The organism is Dactylosporangium sp. CS-033363 (genome assembly GCF_050942475.1).
Lineage (GTDB): Bacteria > Actinomycetota > Actinomycetes > Mycobacteriales > Micromonosporaceae > Dactylosporangium.
In genome coordinates, this window is the sequence record NZ_CP192032.1 from 3,184,813 (window position 1) to 3,200,866 (window position 16,054).

General features: G+C 73.5%; 16 protein-coding genes. 8 read left to right on the forward strand and 8 right to left on the reverse strand.

Features of this window, described 5'->3' with window-relative positions; genetic code table 11:
• Window positions 1-345: 345 nt before the first annotated feature.
• A complete protein-coding gene (locus tag ACQPZ4_RS14750) occupies window positions 346-510 on the reverse strand; it encodes a hypothetical protein (protein ID WP_433060511.1) in 165 nt (54 codons plus the stop codon).
• A gap of 244 nt (window positions 511-754) precedes the next feature.
• Between ACQPZ4_RS14750 and ACQPZ4_RS14755 the strand changes: the two genes are divergently transcribed.
• The 3 genes from ACQPZ4_RS14755 to ACQPZ4_RS14765 are packed head-to-tail and all read left to right on the forward strand — an operon-like array spanning window position 755 to window position 2,457.
• Entirely contained in the window at window positions 755-1,351 is a 597-nt protein-coding gene (locus ACQPZ4_RS14755; protein WP_433060514.1) for a hypothetical protein, read from the forward strand.
• Window positions 1,348-2,280: a nucleotidyl transferase AbiEii/AbiGii toxin family protein gene (locus tag ACQPZ4_RS14760; RefSeq protein WP_433060517.1), complete on the forward strand. Its 933-nt coding sequence runs from the start codon at window positions 1,348-1,350 to the stop codon at window positions 2,278-2,280. Before ACQPZ4_RS14755 ends, ACQPZ4_RS14760 begins: the two co-directional genes overlap by 4 nt.
• Window positions 2,281-2,334: 54 nt before the next feature.
• A complete protein-coding gene (locus tag ACQPZ4_RS14765; protein WP_433060520.1) occupies window positions 2,335-2,457 on the forward strand; it encodes a hypothetical protein in 123 nt (40 codons plus the stop codon).
• 211 nt (window positions 2,458-2,668) lie between these two features.
• Here the strand turns inward: ACQPZ4_RS14765 and ACQPZ4_RS14770 are convergent, their stop codons facing one another.
• The 4 genes from ACQPZ4_RS14770 to ACQPZ4_RS14785 are packed head-to-tail and all read right to left on the reverse strand — an operon-like array spanning window position 2,669 to window position 8,620.
• Window positions 2,669-3,007, reverse strand: coding sequence for a DUF1330 domain-containing protein (locus ACQPZ4_RS14770; RefSeq protein ID WP_433060523.1), 339 nt, complete (start codon window positions 3,005-3,007; stop codon window positions 2,669-2,671).
• A gap of 48 nt (window positions 3,008-3,055) precedes the next feature.
• Window positions 3,056-6,763: an AAA family ATPase gene (locus tag ACQPZ4_RS14775; protein ID WP_433060526.1), complete on the reverse strand. Its 3,708-nt coding sequence runs from the start codon at window positions 6,761-6,763 to the stop codon at window positions 3,056-3,058.
• Window positions 6,756-8,006 (reverse strand): hypothetical protein, encoded by a 1,251-nt coding sequence (locus tag ACQPZ4_RS14780; protein WP_433060529.1) that lies wholly within the window; start codon window positions 8,004-8,006, stop codon window positions 6,756-6,758. Before ACQPZ4_RS14780 ends, ACQPZ4_RS14775 begins: the two co-directional genes overlap by 8 nt.
• Window positions 8,007-8,056: 50 nt before the next feature.
• Entirely contained in the window at window positions 8,057-8,620 is a 564-nt protein-coding gene (locus ACQPZ4_RS14785) for a TetR/AcrR family transcriptional regulator (RefSeq protein WP_433060532.1), read from the reverse strand.
• A 90-nt stretch (window positions 8,621-8,710) separates the two neighbouring features.
• On the opposite strand from ACQPZ4_RS14785, the gene ACQPZ4_RS14790 reads away from it, so the two are divergent.
• From ACQPZ4_RS14790 to ACQPZ4_RS14805, 4 genes are read left to right on the forward strand one after another with little or no spacing between them, the layout of a single operon-like run.
• The gene (locus ACQPZ4_RS14790) at window positions 8,711-9,412 is read left to right on the forward strand and encodes an SDR family oxidoreductase (RefSeq protein WP_433060534.1); all 702 of its coding nucleotides are present in this window, start codon (window positions 8,711-8,713) and stop codon (window positions 9,410-9,412) included.
• Between the two features lie 12 nt (window positions 9,413-9,424).
• Window positions 9,425-10,399 carry a glutathione S-transferase family protein gene (locus tag ACQPZ4_RS14795; RefSeq protein ID WP_433060537.1) on the forward strand — a complete coding sequence of 325 codons (975 nt, stop codon included), beginning with the start codon at window positions 9,425-9,427 and terminating at the stop codon, window positions 10,397-10,399.
• Window positions 10,399-11,130 (forward strand): glucose 1-dehydrogenase, encoded by a 732-nt coding sequence (locus ACQPZ4_RS14800; protein WP_433060540.1) that lies wholly within the window; start codon window positions 10,399-10,401, stop codon window positions 11,128-11,130. Before ACQPZ4_RS14795 ends, ACQPZ4_RS14800 begins: the two co-directional genes overlap by 1 nt.
• Before the next feature lie 13 nt (window positions 11,131-11,143).
• Complete coding sequence (locus ACQPZ4_RS14805; RefSeq protein ID WP_433060543.1) at window positions 11,144-11,920, forward strand: SMI1/KNR4 family protein; 777 nt, start codon at window positions 11,144-11,146, stop codon at window positions 11,918-11,920.
• On the opposite strand, the gene ACQPZ4_RS14810 is transcribed toward ACQPZ4_RS14805, so the two are convergent.
• Both ACQPZ4_RS14810 and ACQPZ4_RS14815 read right to left on the reverse strand, forming a co-directional pair.
• Window positions 11,914-13,761 carry a transglycosylase domain-containing protein gene (locus tag ACQPZ4_RS14810; protein ID WP_433060546.1) on the reverse strand — a complete coding sequence of 616 codons (1,848 nt, stop codon included), beginning with the start codon at window positions 13,759-13,761 and terminating at the stop codon, window positions 11,914-11,916. The two genes, ACQPZ4_RS14805 and ACQPZ4_RS14810, sit on opposite strands and share 7 nt — an antisense overlap.
• A gap of 49 nt (window positions 13,762-13,810) precedes the next feature.
• Entirely contained in the window at window positions 13,811-14,854 is a 1,044-nt protein-coding gene (locus ACQPZ4_RS14815) for a serine hydrolase domain-containing protein (RefSeq protein ID WP_433060549.1), read from the reverse strand.
• Window positions 14,855-14,918: 64 nt separating this feature from the next.
• Between ACQPZ4_RS14815 and ACQPZ4_RS14820 the strand changes: the two genes are divergently transcribed.
• Entirely contained in the window at window positions 14,919-15,467 is a 549-nt protein-coding gene (locus ACQPZ4_RS14820) for a dihydrofolate reductase family protein (protein ID WP_433066526.1), read from the forward strand.
• On the opposite strand, the gene ACQPZ4_RS14825 is transcribed toward ACQPZ4_RS14820, so the two are convergent.
• Window positions 15,460-16,023 (reverse strand): TetR/AcrR family transcriptional regulator, encoded by a 564-nt coding sequence (locus ACQPZ4_RS14825; protein WP_433060551.1) that lies wholly within the window; start codon window positions 16,021-16,023, stop codon window positions 15,460-15,462. The two genes, ACQPZ4_RS14820 and ACQPZ4_RS14825, sit on opposite strands and share 8 nt — an antisense overlap.
• Between the last annotated feature and the right edge of the window lie 31 nt (window positions 16,024-16,054).

Below are 16,054 nucleotides of genomic sequence, written 5' to 3' on the forward strand. Positions count from 1 at the left end.
CTGGGTGAGAACGTGATCGGCGCGAGCCGGCGGGCGTGCACCGCAGCGATCTGAGCCCGTCGTGGCCGTACGGGATGCAGGTCCCAGTCATGGGATCAGTTGTCCAGCAGGGTACGGGTGGTGTCCAGGGCAGGTGGTGACCACGGTGCACGCCGGCCCTGGTCGTCCCAGGTGTGCCACAGTGCCCGGCCCTCGTCGCGAGCGACGACGCCAAGACGTTCGCATCCAGCTTCGTAGGTGTCTTGGGCCGCTGTGGTCTGACCCGGTGTGATGACGGCGGCGCCGCTGAGTGGCAGCATTTCCCGGTCGGGTCGAGACAGCCGTCACCGACGAAATGCCAGTGTGTCAGCGCGCGGGCAAGTTCGTTGACCGCACGGTGCAAAGCGGGGCCTCAGCCGCGTCGGCACCATGGGTCAGCCAGCCTTCCTCGGCCGCAGCGCGGACCACGTCGCCGGCCAGCAGCTCAACTTGCCGCAGGTACTCGTGTTCGTCGAGCACCAGCACCAGCACCGCGTGCCGCCTACGTCCGAGGGCAGCACAGCAAATTTCGTGTTCAACCCCGCGGCCAGAGTGAGCGAAGTAAATCAATGTCGGATTGCGGGCGCCTCCTGTCACGGGCACCTGGAGTCGACGTGCACCGTCGGTACCGAGCACCTCGCGGCAGATCCGGTAACGTGATCTTGGCTGTTCACCTTTGTGCGGTCGCCGGGGGATGGCCGCCGGTTGGCCTGTCGAGGGAGTTAGCCTCGCTGGCGTGCTTGACGGGGACTTCGAGATCCATCTGACGTTGCTGGCCGATCCGCGGCTCGCCGGATTCGCCCTGGCGCAGGGGCTGAAGTACACCCGTATCGTGCTCGACCGCGGTGTGACTCCCGACCAGCCAATGCTGACGCTACGCACCCGTGGCCGGCTCGCCGCCGTGGCCGCCGAGGCGCACGGCTGGGAGGATCGGCTGGCCGGGGACGGATTCACGGTCGTGCGGGTGAAGGTGGAGGCATCGCCGTTCAACGCTGGTGTGCCACAGCTCGATGCGGAAGCCCCACCGGACCAGTACTTCGAGCACCACGTCAAGCTGGTCCTCGATAATGCCGGCATCGATCTGGCCCGGCGAATCAGCCTGTGGCACACCGCGCATGTGTCCCGCAACGCCCGCCGGGGTGACCCCGACGGGCGCCATGAGCGGTTCGTCACCCAGCGTTGCCGCGGCTGTGGCCGCCCGGAAGCACGCCGCCGCCTCGACGCACTGCTCGCGGAACTCACCTCGGCCGGGCTCACGATCGTCGAGGTCGAACAGGAGTACGTCGTGCTGGACAGCAACCCGGCTGTGGACGCCGGCTGGATTTCCGCATGAACCCGCACCGCTCGGCGATCGATCACATCCTCGCCCTCGTCGGTGACTCGCCGCTGGCGGATGCGCTGGTCCTGCGCGGCAGCGTCACGATGCTGGCGTGGGCGGGACCGCACGCGCGCGAACCTGCCGACCTCGACTGGATCGTCCGGCCGATAGCCGTCCAGCCCCAGGATCGCTGGTGGCCGTACCCGTATGTCGACGGGCTCCACCGTGTGCGTAGCGCGCCGGAGACCGTGCACCGCAGGCCACGAGACGAGCTGTGGGCGGCACAGGACTACGACGCCGACGGCTACCGGCCACGCCTCCCGCCGGACGGGTTGCGCTGGCTGCGCGCCGACGATATCGAGTCCGACCGGCCGCACATGGATCTGCTCGAACTGCTGGAAGCCCATCCGCTGACACCCGACGGGGTGCGGCTCGACCCCGCACGAGCCGAGTTTGACGCCGCCTTCGGCTACAGCTACGAGACGACGGGATTCGACGGGGCGGGCGTCCGCGTCATGGTGCCGTTCGACGGCGGTGCAGTACAGATCGATTTCGCCTACGACGAGACGCTGCCCGAGCCCGCGGTGCTGACCGCGATCCCGCGCATCGACGGCACCCCTACCGCACTCTGGACCGCGAGCGCGGCGCTGTCACTGGCCTGGAAACTTCAATGGCTCGTCGCCGACCACGCCGATCGAGGCAACGGCGACGGCAAGGACCTCCACGACGCCGTGCTCCTGGCCGAACTGCCCGGGATCCGGCTGTCGCCACGGCTACGCCGGATGTCAGGCGTTGCAGAACTCGACCCGGCGACGGTTAGGACCTGGACCGTCACGAACCACCCCTCCATGCACGATGGCACCACAGAGTGGCTCGACCGCCTCGTCTGCGCCCTCGAACCGCTCTTACCCGGTCGCCACGACCCCGACGCCAACCGCCCCTAGCGTCCCCTGACTGCCCTCCAGCCCGCAGGAGGACGCGCTACTTTCGGCAGATCAGTGAACGTGATCATGCGGCTTGGCGAGCAATCCGGCTACCACGGGCTGGCCGGATTGCAGAAGTGGACCGGCGTGCTCGTGGTGGCGGTGAACTCCGCATGTCGGCTCATCTCGGCGCCTTGATCCCAGAGCAGCGAATGTCGCAGCTCAGCTGAAAGGGCCGAGAACACGCTGATGCGTTGGGCGCGGAAGCGCCGCCCGCTCCACGGCACAGTCCGCAGGGCGCCGGCGGGCGCGGTGAGTGGTGTCGGATCGGCCTCCTCGAGCAGTGTCCGGACCAGGTCCGGGGGCAGCTGCGCAAAGGTCGGGGCGAGGTCGGCGATGTGCAGGGCTGCTAGCGCGCCTCGCGGATCGCGGCGGCCATCTTGGCCGGGTCGTGGCCGTCGCGGACGCCCTCGTACAGGATGGCGCTGCCCTCGATGTGGTCGGTGCGCAGGTGCAGGATCTCCTGGTAGGCCGGGGATTCGTACCACGACCGGGCCGCGGCCAGGGACGGGAACTCGATGACCACCACCGTGCCCGGCCAGTCGCCCTCCAGGACCTCGACCTGCGGGCCGTGGGCGAGGAAGCGGCCCTCGTACGGCTCCAGGGTGCCCTGGATGCGCTCGAGATAGTCCAGCACGTCGTCGTGGGTGCTGGGGTTGTGCAGGTGTGCTGTCGCGTAGCCCTTCATGCCCCGATCATCGCCGCAAGGCGGCGGGCCTGTCGATGGCGGCGGAGGTCATGTCCACGAGATGATCACGGCGCCGGAGCGGCACCAGACCAGGAGTTCCGAGGGGGCGATGGGGGCGATGGCCAGCACGGCCGAGCCCAGCATGGCGCGGTGTCTCGGGGCGGTGGCCAGGCCCCACGGGCCGACGGGCGACAGGGTGAGCAGGCCGTTGCGGTCGCCGGCCGCGGCGAGGAGGCCGCCGGCGCCGTGGACCAGGGCTACCGCGGTGATCGGGGCGGCATGGTGGCGCACCGCCGGGCCCGCCGCTCCGGGGGCGGAGCCGGTCAGCCACCACAGCGCCAGCAGGCCCGTCCCGTCGCCGGTCAGCAGAACGCTGCGGCCGTACTCGTCCGGCGCCACCGCCGTGCGCGGGTCGGGGCCGCACAGGGGCCAGGCCGGGACCTGGGACCAGTCGGTGAGGTCGCGCCAGCGGACCAGGCGGACGTTGCCGTCCGGGTCGCCGCAGCCCACGACCGGTTCGCCGTCGCCCAGGCGGCCCAGCGAGAGGGAGACCGGCTGGACGACGCCCGTGGCGATGCGGGCGGCCGGGGTGCCGTAGTCGTCGCCGGAGTACACGTCCAGGCCGCCGTCGGCGCGCAGGGCCAGGGTGGTGAGGGTGCCCTCGATGCGGTCCAGGGCGATGCCACGGTACGGCTGCAGCCTGATCGGCCGCCGCGAGCCCGTCGCGCGCGTGTCGAGGTCGCTGCGGTAGCGGCGGATCACGCCCTCGCCGTCGACGGTGCCGGTCACGGGGACGCCGCCGTCGTCGGCCGACTGGGCGACGAGGTCCAGCTCGCGGCCCTCGCGCAGGTGCCAGAGCTCGGTGTCGGCGCCCTCCAGCATCAGCATGGTCACCGCGTCCGGGCCGGGGGAGATGCCCACCAGGTCGGGGTCGCGGGTGTGCTCGCCGCCGTCGGTGTCGCCGGCGAACGGGTCCCAGGTGGCCACCTTGCGGTCGCGGCCGGCGCTCACCGCGCGGGGGCCGGTCGGTTCGCGGCCGAGGGCGAGCGCGAGCACCTCGTCCTGGTGCGGGCGGCCCACGCGCCTGCGGCTCAGGCCGCCGTCGGTGTCGAAGGTCCAGTACTGCACCCCGCCGTCATAGTCGCCGATCAGCAGGCCGTCCGCGGGGATGGCGCCGAGCGCGGAGATGCCGGAGGCGGAGGCGTCCGGGATGGTGCCGAGCGGGCCCGCCGGCGGGTCGAAGAGGTGCACCTCGCGGCCGCCGGTGCCGAACACGATCGCGCCGAGGCGGTCGTCGACGTCCAGGGCCGTGAGCGACCAGCGGCTCAGCTTCAGGTCGACCTTCTCGAAGCCGCCCTCGCCGTCCGGCGTCAGCAGCACGCCGACGCCGGTCGAGGTGGCCGCCACGACCAGCGGGGCGGTACCGCCGGGGGAGTGCACGGCCACGTGCCGCACGTCCTCCACCGTGGCCTCGGCGACGAGTTGCGCCGAACCGTCGTCGGCGAACCGCAGCAGCACCACGCCGCCCTGGGTGTCGCCGGTGGCCACCAGTGCGCCGTCCGGGGCCCAGGCCACGGCGGCGGCGACGATCGCGTGCTCGCCGGGCCGGTGCTCGCCGGCCGGGGAGACCAGGCCCGCGTCGGCCTGCCAGAGCCGGACCTCGCCGTCCTGGGCCGCGCTCACCAGCAGGTGCAGCCCGTCGGGGCGGGCCCGGCCGGAAAGCGCCGTGACCCGGGCCCGGTGGGCGTCGACGTCCGGGGCGGGGAAGGCGACGCCGTCGGCGAGCTCGTGGATGCGCAGGCGGCCGGCCCGGTCGCCGGCCACGACGTAGACGGCGCCGTCCGCGGCCGGCAGCAGGGTCACCGCCGTGGTGGCGTCCTCCAGCCACAGCACCACGTCGTGCTCGTCCGGCGGGCGGCCCACCCCGCCGAGCACCGACCAGGGCAGGTCGAGGCCGCAGGTGAGGTACGCGTCGCGCAGGCCGTCCTCGGCGAACCGCTGCGCGCTGAGGGCGAGGTAGGCGGCCCGCTCGGCCGGGTCGGCGGCGGCGGTGGCGGGGATCTGGCGGTACACGCGGGCGATGCGCCGGCCGTCGTCGGTGCGGACCTGGCCCAGCGCCACGGTCAGGTTGGCGGGCTCCGCGCTCGCCACGAACAGCGGGTCGAGCAGCAGGTCGTCGAGCTCGGCGCCGGCCGCCGCATGCCGGGACAGGTACGTGAGCAGGTACCGGTCGGCGCCGGCCCAGTCGGCGCGGTTCGCCCGCCAGGCGCGGACCAGGGCGCGCTCGGGGGCCGCGCTCGGGCAGCGGTGCCGCAGGTACTGCGCGAGCGCGTCGTGGAACAGCCGGTACGTCCACCCGCCGGGCCGGGCGTGCGCGACGAGGTACGTGGCCGCGCGTTCGAGCACGTGGGCGAGGTCGTGCCGGCGGTACGTGTGCCGGCCGCCGCTCAGCGCGGTCGCGGCCACCACCCACACGTCGTTGTCCGGCAGCCCGTCGCCGAACGCGAACGCGAGCGGGGTGAGCAGCTCGCGGACTAGCTCGGCGGTGCCGCCGAAGCGGGCCAGGTACTGGTCCATCGCGCTCTCCACGTCGACCGGGAACTCGGCCCACCAGCGCCGCTCGCCCGTGTCCACCGGCTCCGGCCCGTCGGCGAGGTTGCGGCTGGCGAGCTGGGCGACGAGGAAGTTCCCGCCCGCGCGGGTCACCACGGCGCGGGCGACCCGGCCGGCGGTGTCCCGGCCGGTGTACGGGGTCGGCCGGTCGCCGCTGCCCTCGAGCCGGCGCTGGACGTAGGCGACGACATCGCCGTACACGAGAAACGGAGCGCGGTCGGCGTCGAGGGTCGTGGCCGGGCCGGCCCGCAGGGAGAGCCGGACGACCTCGGCCAGGCCGCTGCCGTCGGGCGCGCGCCGGACGCTGACCACCACGCGGGTGCCGTGGCCGTCGGGGTCGAGGCTGAGCCGGCGCAGCAGCAGCGCGATCGGCTTGATGTGGGCCGGGTCGGCCTCGTCCAGGGCGTCGACGACGATCCGCAGGCCGCCGGGGCGCGCGTGCACCGCGGTCACCAGGCGGGCCGCGTCGGTGGCGCCCGAGCCGGCGGCCCGGGCCACGGCCGCGATGACCTCGGGCAGGGTCTTGCCGGTGGCCCGGATCGCCAGGTCGACCGCGCCGGCGAGGGCCTCGGTGAGCGGGGTGCGGTACCGCGGCGGCATGTCCTCGCGAAGCGCCGGATCGGCCAGCACCAGGACGTGGGCGAGCAGCGCCGACTTGCCGCAGCCGGGCTCGCCGAGCACGACCAGCGGGGCCCGGGGCGCATCCGGGGCGGTCAGGTGGATCGCGATGCGGGCCACGGCGGCCTCGCGGCCGGAGAAGTTCCACGCCGCGCCGCCCGCATCCGGGTCGGCCCCGCGCGCCCGCGGCAGCCAGTGCGCCTGGAGGTCGTCGTCGGCCGCGAGCGCCCACGGGCCGGGCTCCCGGTCGGGCAGCGGCTCCGGCACGTCGAGCGGCGGAGGCTCCTCGGCCACCTCGACCAGGTCGGCCAGGTCGTCGCGGTCGAGCTCGCGCAGCGCCGGGGCCAGTTCGCCGAGCCGCCCGCGCGCCTCCAGCCACTCCCAGAGCGCCCGCGGCTCGTCGCCGTGCGGGAACCGGGCCCGCTCGTGCGGCGGCACCCCGGCGAGGTCCGCGAGGTCCACCCAGCCGGGTCCGAGCCGCCGTACGAACGCCACCTTCGGGCGCTCGGCGCCCGGCTCAGGCAACGCCGCCGGTCCGGATCAGCTCGGCGAGGTCGGCGCGGCCGATGGCGGTCAGCGCATCCGGCAGCTCGCCCAGCCGGTCGCGGCTCTCCAGCCACTCCCACAGCCCCCGCGGCTCGTCGCCGTGCGGAAAACGAGCCCGAGCATGCGGCGGTACCCCCACCACGTCGGCCAGATCGAGCCAGTCGAACGTCAGCTGCCGTACCACCTGGAGCTTGAGCTTCCCCGGAAGCGGTGCGGGCCGGACCGGGACCAGCTCCTCGAGGAGCCGGAACAGCACCTCGGCGGAGGCGCGGGCGGCGAAGAGCCGGTACCGGTCGTCCTTGTGCCGGTCCGCCCGGTCCATCACGCCCTTGGCGACCAGCCAGTGCGGCACCGCCCGCTCGTGGGCGACGGTGACGACGGTGGCCGCCTCCATCTCCAGGGCCGCGACCCGCCGCACGCCCATCGCCTTGAGCCGGTCCCAGATCCCGGACTCGGTGACGACGGCGCTGCCGCTGGCGATCGGGCCGGTCACCACGGCGAGCGGGAGGGTCTTGGGCCCGTCCACGTCGTCGGCGAGCCGGCGGCGGATCTCCTGCGTGCCCTTGTCCGTCAGGGTCCACCCGGCGCTGTCGTTGTCGAACGCGATCAGCCCGTCGGCGGCGAGCGGTTCGAGGCGGGTGTGCCAGGTGCCGGTCGGGAAGTACCGGCGGCGGGCGATGTGGGTGCGCGGGTTCTGCCCGAGGTGCAGCCGCTCCAGGAACCAGGTGCCCGCCTCGGCCCCGGTCGCCGGGCCGTGGCTGGGCAGCGTGGCCGGGTCGAGCTCCTGGGCCCGGCGCACCCAGCGGGTGTCCTGCGGGTACTGCCGGTGGTCGCCGAGGAAGCCGTCCTCGGTCTGCAGTCCCTCGTCGTACTCGTACACCGCCTCGGCCACCACGACGTCCCCGTGCGCGGTCTCGGCCGGGTTGCCGGCGCACACCCCGCACATGGCCAGGCAGGTCGGGCGCAGCCGGTCGGTCAGCGTGGTGACCATCGGCGCGGTGGTCCGGCCGCCCATCCGCGGCGGGCGGGCCAGGGCGACGGTGAAGCTCCGTCCGGCGGCGGTCACGTACTCGCCGGCGACGTACGGCGCGCGCTCGTCGCCGGCGTGTTCCTGCCACCGCCGCACCCCGGGCCCGTCCGGCCCGGTGGCGGTGGCGACCTCCTTGGCGGCGGCGAACTCCTCCGGGAGCGCCGTGACGATCAGCACATCGACCGATTCCACGATGACCAACGTAGAGCGGGTTCACCCCGCCTGCTACCTGGATGCGCAAATCAGGGTACGGCGTGGTCCAAGATCCCCGAAGCCGTGCGCAGGGCGAGGCCGCCGAGGGGTTCGGCCCGCATCACCGCCCGCACCGCGGCCCCGTCGAAGAGCATCGTGAGCTGGGCCGCCACGAGCCCGGGGTCGGTCGCGCCGAGGGCGGTCGCGTGCTCCTGGAAGTACGACTCCAGGCGCTTCTTGAAGGTGAGGGCGACTCCCGCCGCCTCGTGGGCGGGGTCGTGCAGCTCGACCGCGGTGTTGACGAACGGGCAGCCGTGGAAGGACTCGGTGCCGGCCTGCTCCTCCAGCCGGGCGAACACGTGCAGGATGCGCTCGCGCGGGGGCATGTCGACCGACGTGCCGGGGAAGTACGCGGCGACCGTCGCCGGGCCGTAGGCGCGCAGGCTCTCGGCGATCACCTCGTCCTTGGTGGTGAACAGCTGGTACATCGACCGCTTCGACACGCCGGCGGCCTTGCACAGCCGCTCGACGCCGACCGCGGCCGCGCCCTCGGCGTAGAAGAGCTCGGCCGCCGTCTTCAGCAGCCGCTCGCGCGGGGTGGCGATGGAGGTCACACGGCGAAGTCTACCCAACCGGAAACCGATCGTTCTACGGTGGGGCTACACGAGAAACCGATCGGTTTCCGGAGTCGGAAGGTGTGAGCCATGAACAACGAGGTCGTGCTGGTCACCGGCGGGAACCGAGGGCTGGGCAAGGCGTTCGTGGAGGAGGCGCTCGCCCGCGGCGCGCGGAAGGTCTACGCGGCGGCCCGCAACCCCGAGTCGGTGCGCACGCCGGGCGCGATCCCGCTGCAGCTCGACGTGACCGACCCCGAGTCGGTACGCCGCGCCGCCGCCATCGCCACCGACGTCACCGTGCTGATCAACAACGCCGGCGTCTCGGCCCGCGCGAGCGTGCTGAACGGCGACCTGGATGCGATCCGGCAGGAGTTCGAGACCAACTTCTACGGCACCATCCTCGTGACCCGCGCCTTCGCGCCGATCCTCGGGGCCGGCGGCGGCGGCCGCATCCTCAACGTCCACTCGGTGCTGAGCTGGGTGTCGTACGGCACCTCGTACAGCGCCACCAAGGCCGCCGTGTGGCAGGCGACCAACGCGTTCCGGCTGGAGCTCGCGCCGCAGGGCACCACGGTGACCGGGTTGCACGTCGGCTACGTCGACACCGACATGACCGCGGATGTGGACGCGCCCAAGGTCGCCCCGCAGGACGTGGTCCGCGAGGCATTGGACGGCGTCGAGGCGGGCGCGTTCGAGGTGCTCGCCGACGACGTCACCCGCACCGTGAAGTCGGCGCTGTCGTCGGACGGCGCGGCCCTCTACCCCCAGCTCGTCCCCGCGGGAAGCTGATGTAATGGGACGGTGAGCGCATATCGGGCCGAGGGCGAGTTCAAGCGGGACGCGCGGTACATCAACGACCGCATCACGGCCGACGGGCGGGACGGCTGGCCGGTCGAACCGGGCCGCTACCGCCTGGTCGTGAGCCGGGCCTGCCCGTGGGCCAGCCGCGCCATCGTCGTGCGCCGGCTGCTGGGACTCGAGGACGTGCTGTCCATGGGCGTGTGCGGACCCACGCACGACGCCCGCAGCTGGACGTTCGACCTCGACCCCGGCGGCCGGGACCCGGTGCTGGGCATCGAGCGCATCCAGGAGGCCTACCTGCGGCGCTTCCCGGACTACGACCGCGGCATCACGGTCCCGGCGGTCGTCGACATCCCCACGGGCCAGGTCGTCACCAACGACTACGCCCCGCTGACCCTGGACCTGTCCACCCAGTGGACCGCCCACCACCGCGAGGGCGCCCCCGACCTCTACCCCGAGCCGTTGCGGGACGAGCTCGACGAGGTCATGGAGCTCGTCTTCAAGGACGTGAACAACGGTGTGTACCGCGCGGGCTTCGCCGGTTCGCAGGACGCCTACGAGGCCGCGTACGACCGCCTGTTCGCCCGCCTCGACTGGCTCTCGGAGCGGTTGCGGCGGCAGCGGTACCTCGTCGGCGACACCGTCACCGAGGCCGACGTGCGCCTGTTCACCACGCTGGTCCGCTTCGACCCGGTGTACCACGGCCACTTCAAGTGCAACCGCCACAAGCTGTCCGAGCTGCCGGTGCTGTGGGCCTACGCGCGCGACCTGTTCCAGACCCCCGGCTTCGGCGACACGGTGAACTTCGAGCACATCAAGCGCCACTACTACGTCGTCCACCGCGACATCAATCCGTCCGGCATCGTCCCGGCCGGCCCCGACCTGGCCGGCTGGCAGACGCCGCACGGCCGCGAGGCCCTGGGCGGCCGCCCCTTCGGCGACGGCACCCCTCCGACCGCGCCGGCCGACCGCTGATGGCCCCCGTCACCGTGGTGACCGGCGGCAGCCGGGGCATCGGCGCGGCCACCTGCGTGCGGCTGGCGCGCGAGGGGCATCGCCTCGCCATCGGGTACCGCAGCAACGCCCACGCCGCCGAAAAAGTCGCCGACGCCGTGCGCGCCGCGGGTTCCGAGGCGATCACCGTGCGCGCCGACACGGTGTCCGAGGACGACGTCATCGCCCTGTTCGGCGCGGCGGCGCAGCGCCTCGGCCCGGTCACCGGCCTGGTCAACAACGCCGGCATCGCCTCGGCGCTGGGCCGCCTGGCCGACCTGGACGCCGCCGAGCTGCGCCGGGTCATGGACGTCAACGTGATCGGCGCCTTCCTGTGCGCCCGCCAGGCCGCCCGCGTGATGACCACGGGCGGCGCGATCGTCAACGTCTCCTCGACCGCGGCCACCCTGGGCAGCCCCGGCAACTACATCCACTACGCGGCGAGCAAGGCCGCGGTCGACGCCCTGACCTTGGGCCTGGCCAAGGAACTGGCCGCCGACGGCATCCGCGTCAACGGCGTGGCCCCGGGCTTCGTCCACACCGAGATCCACGAGCAGACCGGCGACCCGGACCGCGCCGCCAACGTCGTGTCCCGCATCCCGGTCGGCCGCCTCGGCACCCCGGAGGAGATCGCCGAGGCCATCGCCTGGCTGCTGAGCCCGGCCGCCTCCTACGCCACCGGCACCACCTTGCGCGTCGCCGGCGGCCTGTAACGAAAATGGGCCCATGGTGTTGTGGAGCGTGCCCGCGTATCTGCCGTTCGTGCAGCCGCCGCTGACCGAGGGGGCGGTGCGGGCGGCCGAGGAGCAGCTCGGGGTGCGGCTCCCCGCGGCGTACCTGGCCATGCTGGCCGTGCAGAACGGCGGGTACCTGCGGGCGACCTGGCCCGGGCTGCCGCACGAGGGGCTGTCCGGCATCGGGCCGCACGTTCCGAGCATCACGCTCGACGGGGCCTGGTGGCGCCCGCCGGTCGAGGACGACGACATGTGGGTGCCGGACGGGGCCGCCCGGCTGATTCCGTTCGACGGCGGCGGGCACTGGGACCTGTGCTGGGACTACCGCGAGTGCGGGCCGGACGGCGAGCCGGCCGTGGTCTACGTCGACGTGGACGGGGAGTCGGTCAGCCCGGTCGCGGGTGACTTCGACATGTTCCTGGCCGGGCTGGTCGACGAGGCCGAGGCGTCGGCGCTGCGGGTGCGGGCCGGCGTCGGGCTCGACGAGCTGGCGGCCGCGCTGGGGGAGGAGCTCGGCTGCGCGTTCGTGGACCTGGGGGAGTGGGCCCACGGGTACCGCCAGCTGCACGCCCGCCTCGCCGGCGGGGCGCAGGTCTGGCTCGGCGAGAACCGGGTGCCCGCGGGCTTCCACCGCGAGGGGCGCCAGGTGGTGGTCACCACCGAGACGGCGCTGCGGCTGCCGGCCGACCCGCGGTGCACGATCGTGGTGGAGACCGCCGACGACGAGGACGGCGTGGTCCGCACCGCGCTCAAGTCGGCCGGCTACTGAGGGGCGTTGCCCGCCTTCGGGTCGCCGATGAGCTGGGGCTGGTCGATGGTGGTGCGCGCGGTACCCAGCGCGGCCCCGACGAACTGGCGGTAGATCGCGGCGGGCAGGCCGGTACCGGTGACCGCGGCTCCGGAGCGGTCCACCAGCGGCCGCTCCTCGGCCTTGTTGCCGACCCACACGGCGACCGCGATCTGCGGCGCGAACCCGGCCGCGGCCGCGTTCGAGGTCTTGGTCAGATCCTTGCCGTACGGCCAGTCGCCGACCGCGAGCGCCGTCTGGCGGCCGTCGGCGAGTCTCCCGGCCGGCTGCTGGGTGAGCGCCCAGGCCACGTTGCGGGCGATGGACTCGTCGACGCCCGCCTCCACCTGGTCGGTGGCGCGGTAGGTGGTCCGGCTGCCGAAGGTCACCTGCGCGATCAGGTGCGGCTTGGCCCGCCGCCCGTCCGCGGCCAGGGTGGCCATCGTGTTGGCCTGGTCGAGCAGCGGCACCGGGTACTGGCCGAGGCCCGCCTCGGCCTGGAAGTACTGCGGGTACAGCCGATCCCCGGGCTGGTCGAGCGCGACCGCCTTGGGCGCGCCGTCCTTCAGCACGGTCCACATGGTGCCGACGCCGAGCGAGCGCGCCATGTCCAGTACCGAAGCGGGCCCTGCTTTCTGGGTCACCGCGAACAGGGGCACCTTGAGCCCGTCGCGCTGCGCGTCGAGCAGCGTGCAGGAGGGCTTGCCGCCGGGGCATTTGCGGGTGTCCCGGATCGGGTTGCCGTTCTTGATCGTGCGGCCCAGGGCCGGGAACTCGCCCTCGGCCGGGGCCTGCCACTTCGACTGCAGCGAGATGCCGGCCTTCAGCGCCGCGGCCACGGTGACCGGCGCGAACGTGTTGCCCGGCGGGTGCTGCAGGCCGGCGTAGTCCAGGCCGGTGGCGTTCTCGCCGCCGTAGTACGCGAGAATCCGCCCCGTCCCCGGCTGGACCGCGACCGCCGCCGCCTGCATGCTGCCCGCCTGGCCGGTCATCGCGGCGCCGACCGCGCCGAGCAGCGAGGTCTGCAGCTTCGGGTCGATCGTGGTGGTGATCCGGGCGCCGGCCGCGGGCAGTTTCAGCGCGTCGAACTCGGCCAGCACCCGGGTGCGGATCAGGCCGGCCGGGCCGGTCGGGCGCAGCGCCGCGCGCCGCTTCTCCGTGTCGGCGAGCGGGCGGGTGGTGCCCTCGGGGAACACCACGCCGGTCAGGCCGCCGGTCATCCGCCCGCGGATCTCCTCGAACCGCCGCTTGGCCGCGTCGGCGTGCACGGTCGGGTCGTAGTCGGCGGTGCCGGGCGCGTCCAGCTGCGCGGCGAGCACCACCGCCTCGCCCGGCGAGAGGGTCGCGGCCGGCTTGTCGTAGTACGCCTGGGAGGCCGCCTCGATGCCGTAGGCGTAGCGTCCGAAGTAGACGGTGTTCAGGTACCGGTCGAGGATGACGTCCTTGCCGTGGCGGCTCTCCAGCCGGCTCGCGATCACCGCGAGCCGCGCCTTGTCCGCACTCGGTTCAAGCCTTCGCGTGTACTGGATGCTGATCCCGGTCGGCCGCCCGAACCAGTGGCTGTCCCGGAAACCGGGATCCTGCGCCGCGATCACCGCATCGGCGACGTATCCGGGCAGGCGGCTCGTGTCGATCGGCACCTGGTCGTCCTGGCCGGTGCGGGCCATGAGCGTGCCGTCGGAGTACAGGATCTCGGTCGACCCGCCCGGCTCCGGCAGCTCGGGCACGGTCACGTTGCCGGCGTAGATCCCGGCCGCCGCGGCCGCCCCGCCGAGCAGCACCACAATGACCGCGGCGCCGGCGAGTACACGTTTCCGGTTCATGTGCGTCGGTCCTCCCCCTTGGACGGACGCATCGTACGCGGTCGAAGTATTACAGACAGGCCTCGAGGGTGTCGTAGATCAGGTTGCCGCGCTCGTGGTCGGCCAGCCGGCGGGTCACATAGGCCATCCGGTACCCGTCCGGGTCGTCGAGCCGCCCGCCGGCCGAGGAGCCGCCGATCCCGCCCATCCCGACCCAGTCCTCGTCGCGGCGGAAGCCCAGCGTCCAGACCGCGTCCTCCTCGAGCAGCCGGTCGACGCCGACGGCCTGCGGCGCGAGGGCCTCGGCGAGCAGCTCGGGCGGCAGCAGGCGGGGGAGCGCGTGGTACACCCCGGCCAGTCCGCGGGCGGTGGCGTGCAGGTTCACGGCGGGCAGCTCCCCGCCGCGCCACGCGTCGCCGTTGAGCACGGCGAGGTCGAGCAGCCCGGCCGGGTTGCCCAGCGCGCGGGCCCACAGCTCGCCGTGCCCGGACACCGCCTCCCGCGGCCAGTCCGGCGTCGCGTGCTCCAGCTCGGCGCAGCGCCCCCGCTCGCCGATGGGCACCCCGAAGTGCACGTCGAGCCCGAACCCGCGCACCACGTCGCCGACGGTCTCGCCGGTCGCCCCGCGCAGGACGGCGCCGAGAATGTTCCCGTACGTCAGCGCGTGCTCACCCACGGCCGTCCCCGGCTCCCACTCCAGCGGCGAGCCGAAGATCGCCCCGGTGCACCGCGCCCAGTCCAGCCCCTCCGCGGCGGTGAGCGGCTCGGCGACGGCGGGCAGCCCCAGTTGGTGGGCGAGCGCGTGCCGGACGGTGCCGCCCTCGTGCTGGAACGCCGGCCAGTAGCTCTGGACGGGTTCGTCGAGCCCGATCAGCCCGTCCGCGACCCGCTTGAGCACGGCGAGCGCGGCCACCGGCTTGCCGGCCGAGAACACGGTCGCGAGCGTGTCGGCCTGCCACGGCGTTCCGGGCCCGGCCCACCCGCCCCACAGGTCGACGACCAGCTCGCCGCCGACGTAGGCGGCGACCGAGGCCCCGGTCTCGCGCCCGTCCTCGAGCAGCGTCCGGAAAGCTTCGGCGACGGGTTCGAAACCCTTGGCGACGGTACCGTTCACGCCGCGGACGGTACACCGATGAGTTCTCCTCCCGCGCGGCGTTATATCCGGCATGAGCATCGTGATCGCCGACATGACCATGTCCCTCGACGGCTTCATCGCCGACCCGGACGACCGCTGCGACGAGCTGTTCGGCTGGTACTTCAACGGCCCCGTCAGCATCCCGCCGTTCTCGGTCTCGGAGAACAGCGCCCGGCACCTGCGCTCGGGCTTCGAGCATCTCGGCGCCCTGGTCTGCGGCCGCCGCCTGTTCGACATCACCAACGGCTGGAACGGCGCGCACCCGATGGGCGTCCCGGTCGTGGTCGTCTCGCACCGCCCGGCCCCGGGTTCTCTTGTGGATGCGCCGTTTTCGTTCGTCGACGGCGTCGCGGAGGCCATCGCCGCGGCCCGCGAGCTGGCCGGCCCGGCGAAGTGGGTCGGCGTGGCCAGCGCGTCGATCGCCCGGCAGTGCCTGGAGCTGGGCCTGCTCGACGAGATCCGGGTCGCGCTGGCGCCGGTGCTGCTGGGTCGCGGCATCCCGTGGTTCACCGGCGTCTCGGCCCGCCTGTCCGACCCCGAGATCATCCCCGGCACCGGCGTCACGCACCTGTACTACAAGGTGCTCAGGTGACCCGGATGCCGTCCAGGACCAGGTCGAGGTGGCGGCGCCAGTCGCCGGGCTGGTAGTACATCGTGGCCATGACCCCGCCGGCGATGACCGGGAAGTCGGCGACGGTCAGGTCGGCGCGCACCGCCCCGGCCGCGATGGCCCGCTCGATGATGCGGCCCAGGATCGCGCGGAACTCGCCCTTGTGTGCGACCGGGGCCTTCTGCAGACCGCCGCGCCCGCTGTCCAGGACGGCGAGCTGGAAGGCGGCGTCGCCCTCGGCGGATTCCAGGTACCGGCGCAACAGGGTCTCGAACGCCTCGCCCGGGTCGGCGATCCGCTCGGCCTCCAGCGCGAGGCCGGCCAGGTCCTCGAACCGCTTGCCGACGATGGCGGCCAGCAGCGCGTCCTTGGTGGGGAAGTGCCGGTACAGGGTGCCCAGCCCGAGGCCGCTGTGCTCAGCGATCTGATCCATCTGGGCCTCGGTGCCGAGCCGCGCGAACAGCTCGGCGGCGGAGGCCATGATCTTCTCGCGGTTGCGGCGGGCGTCGGCGCGCAGCGGTCGTTCGGTCCCGGTCATGGCGTGCTCGATCCTAGCGTGCCGTGCGTAA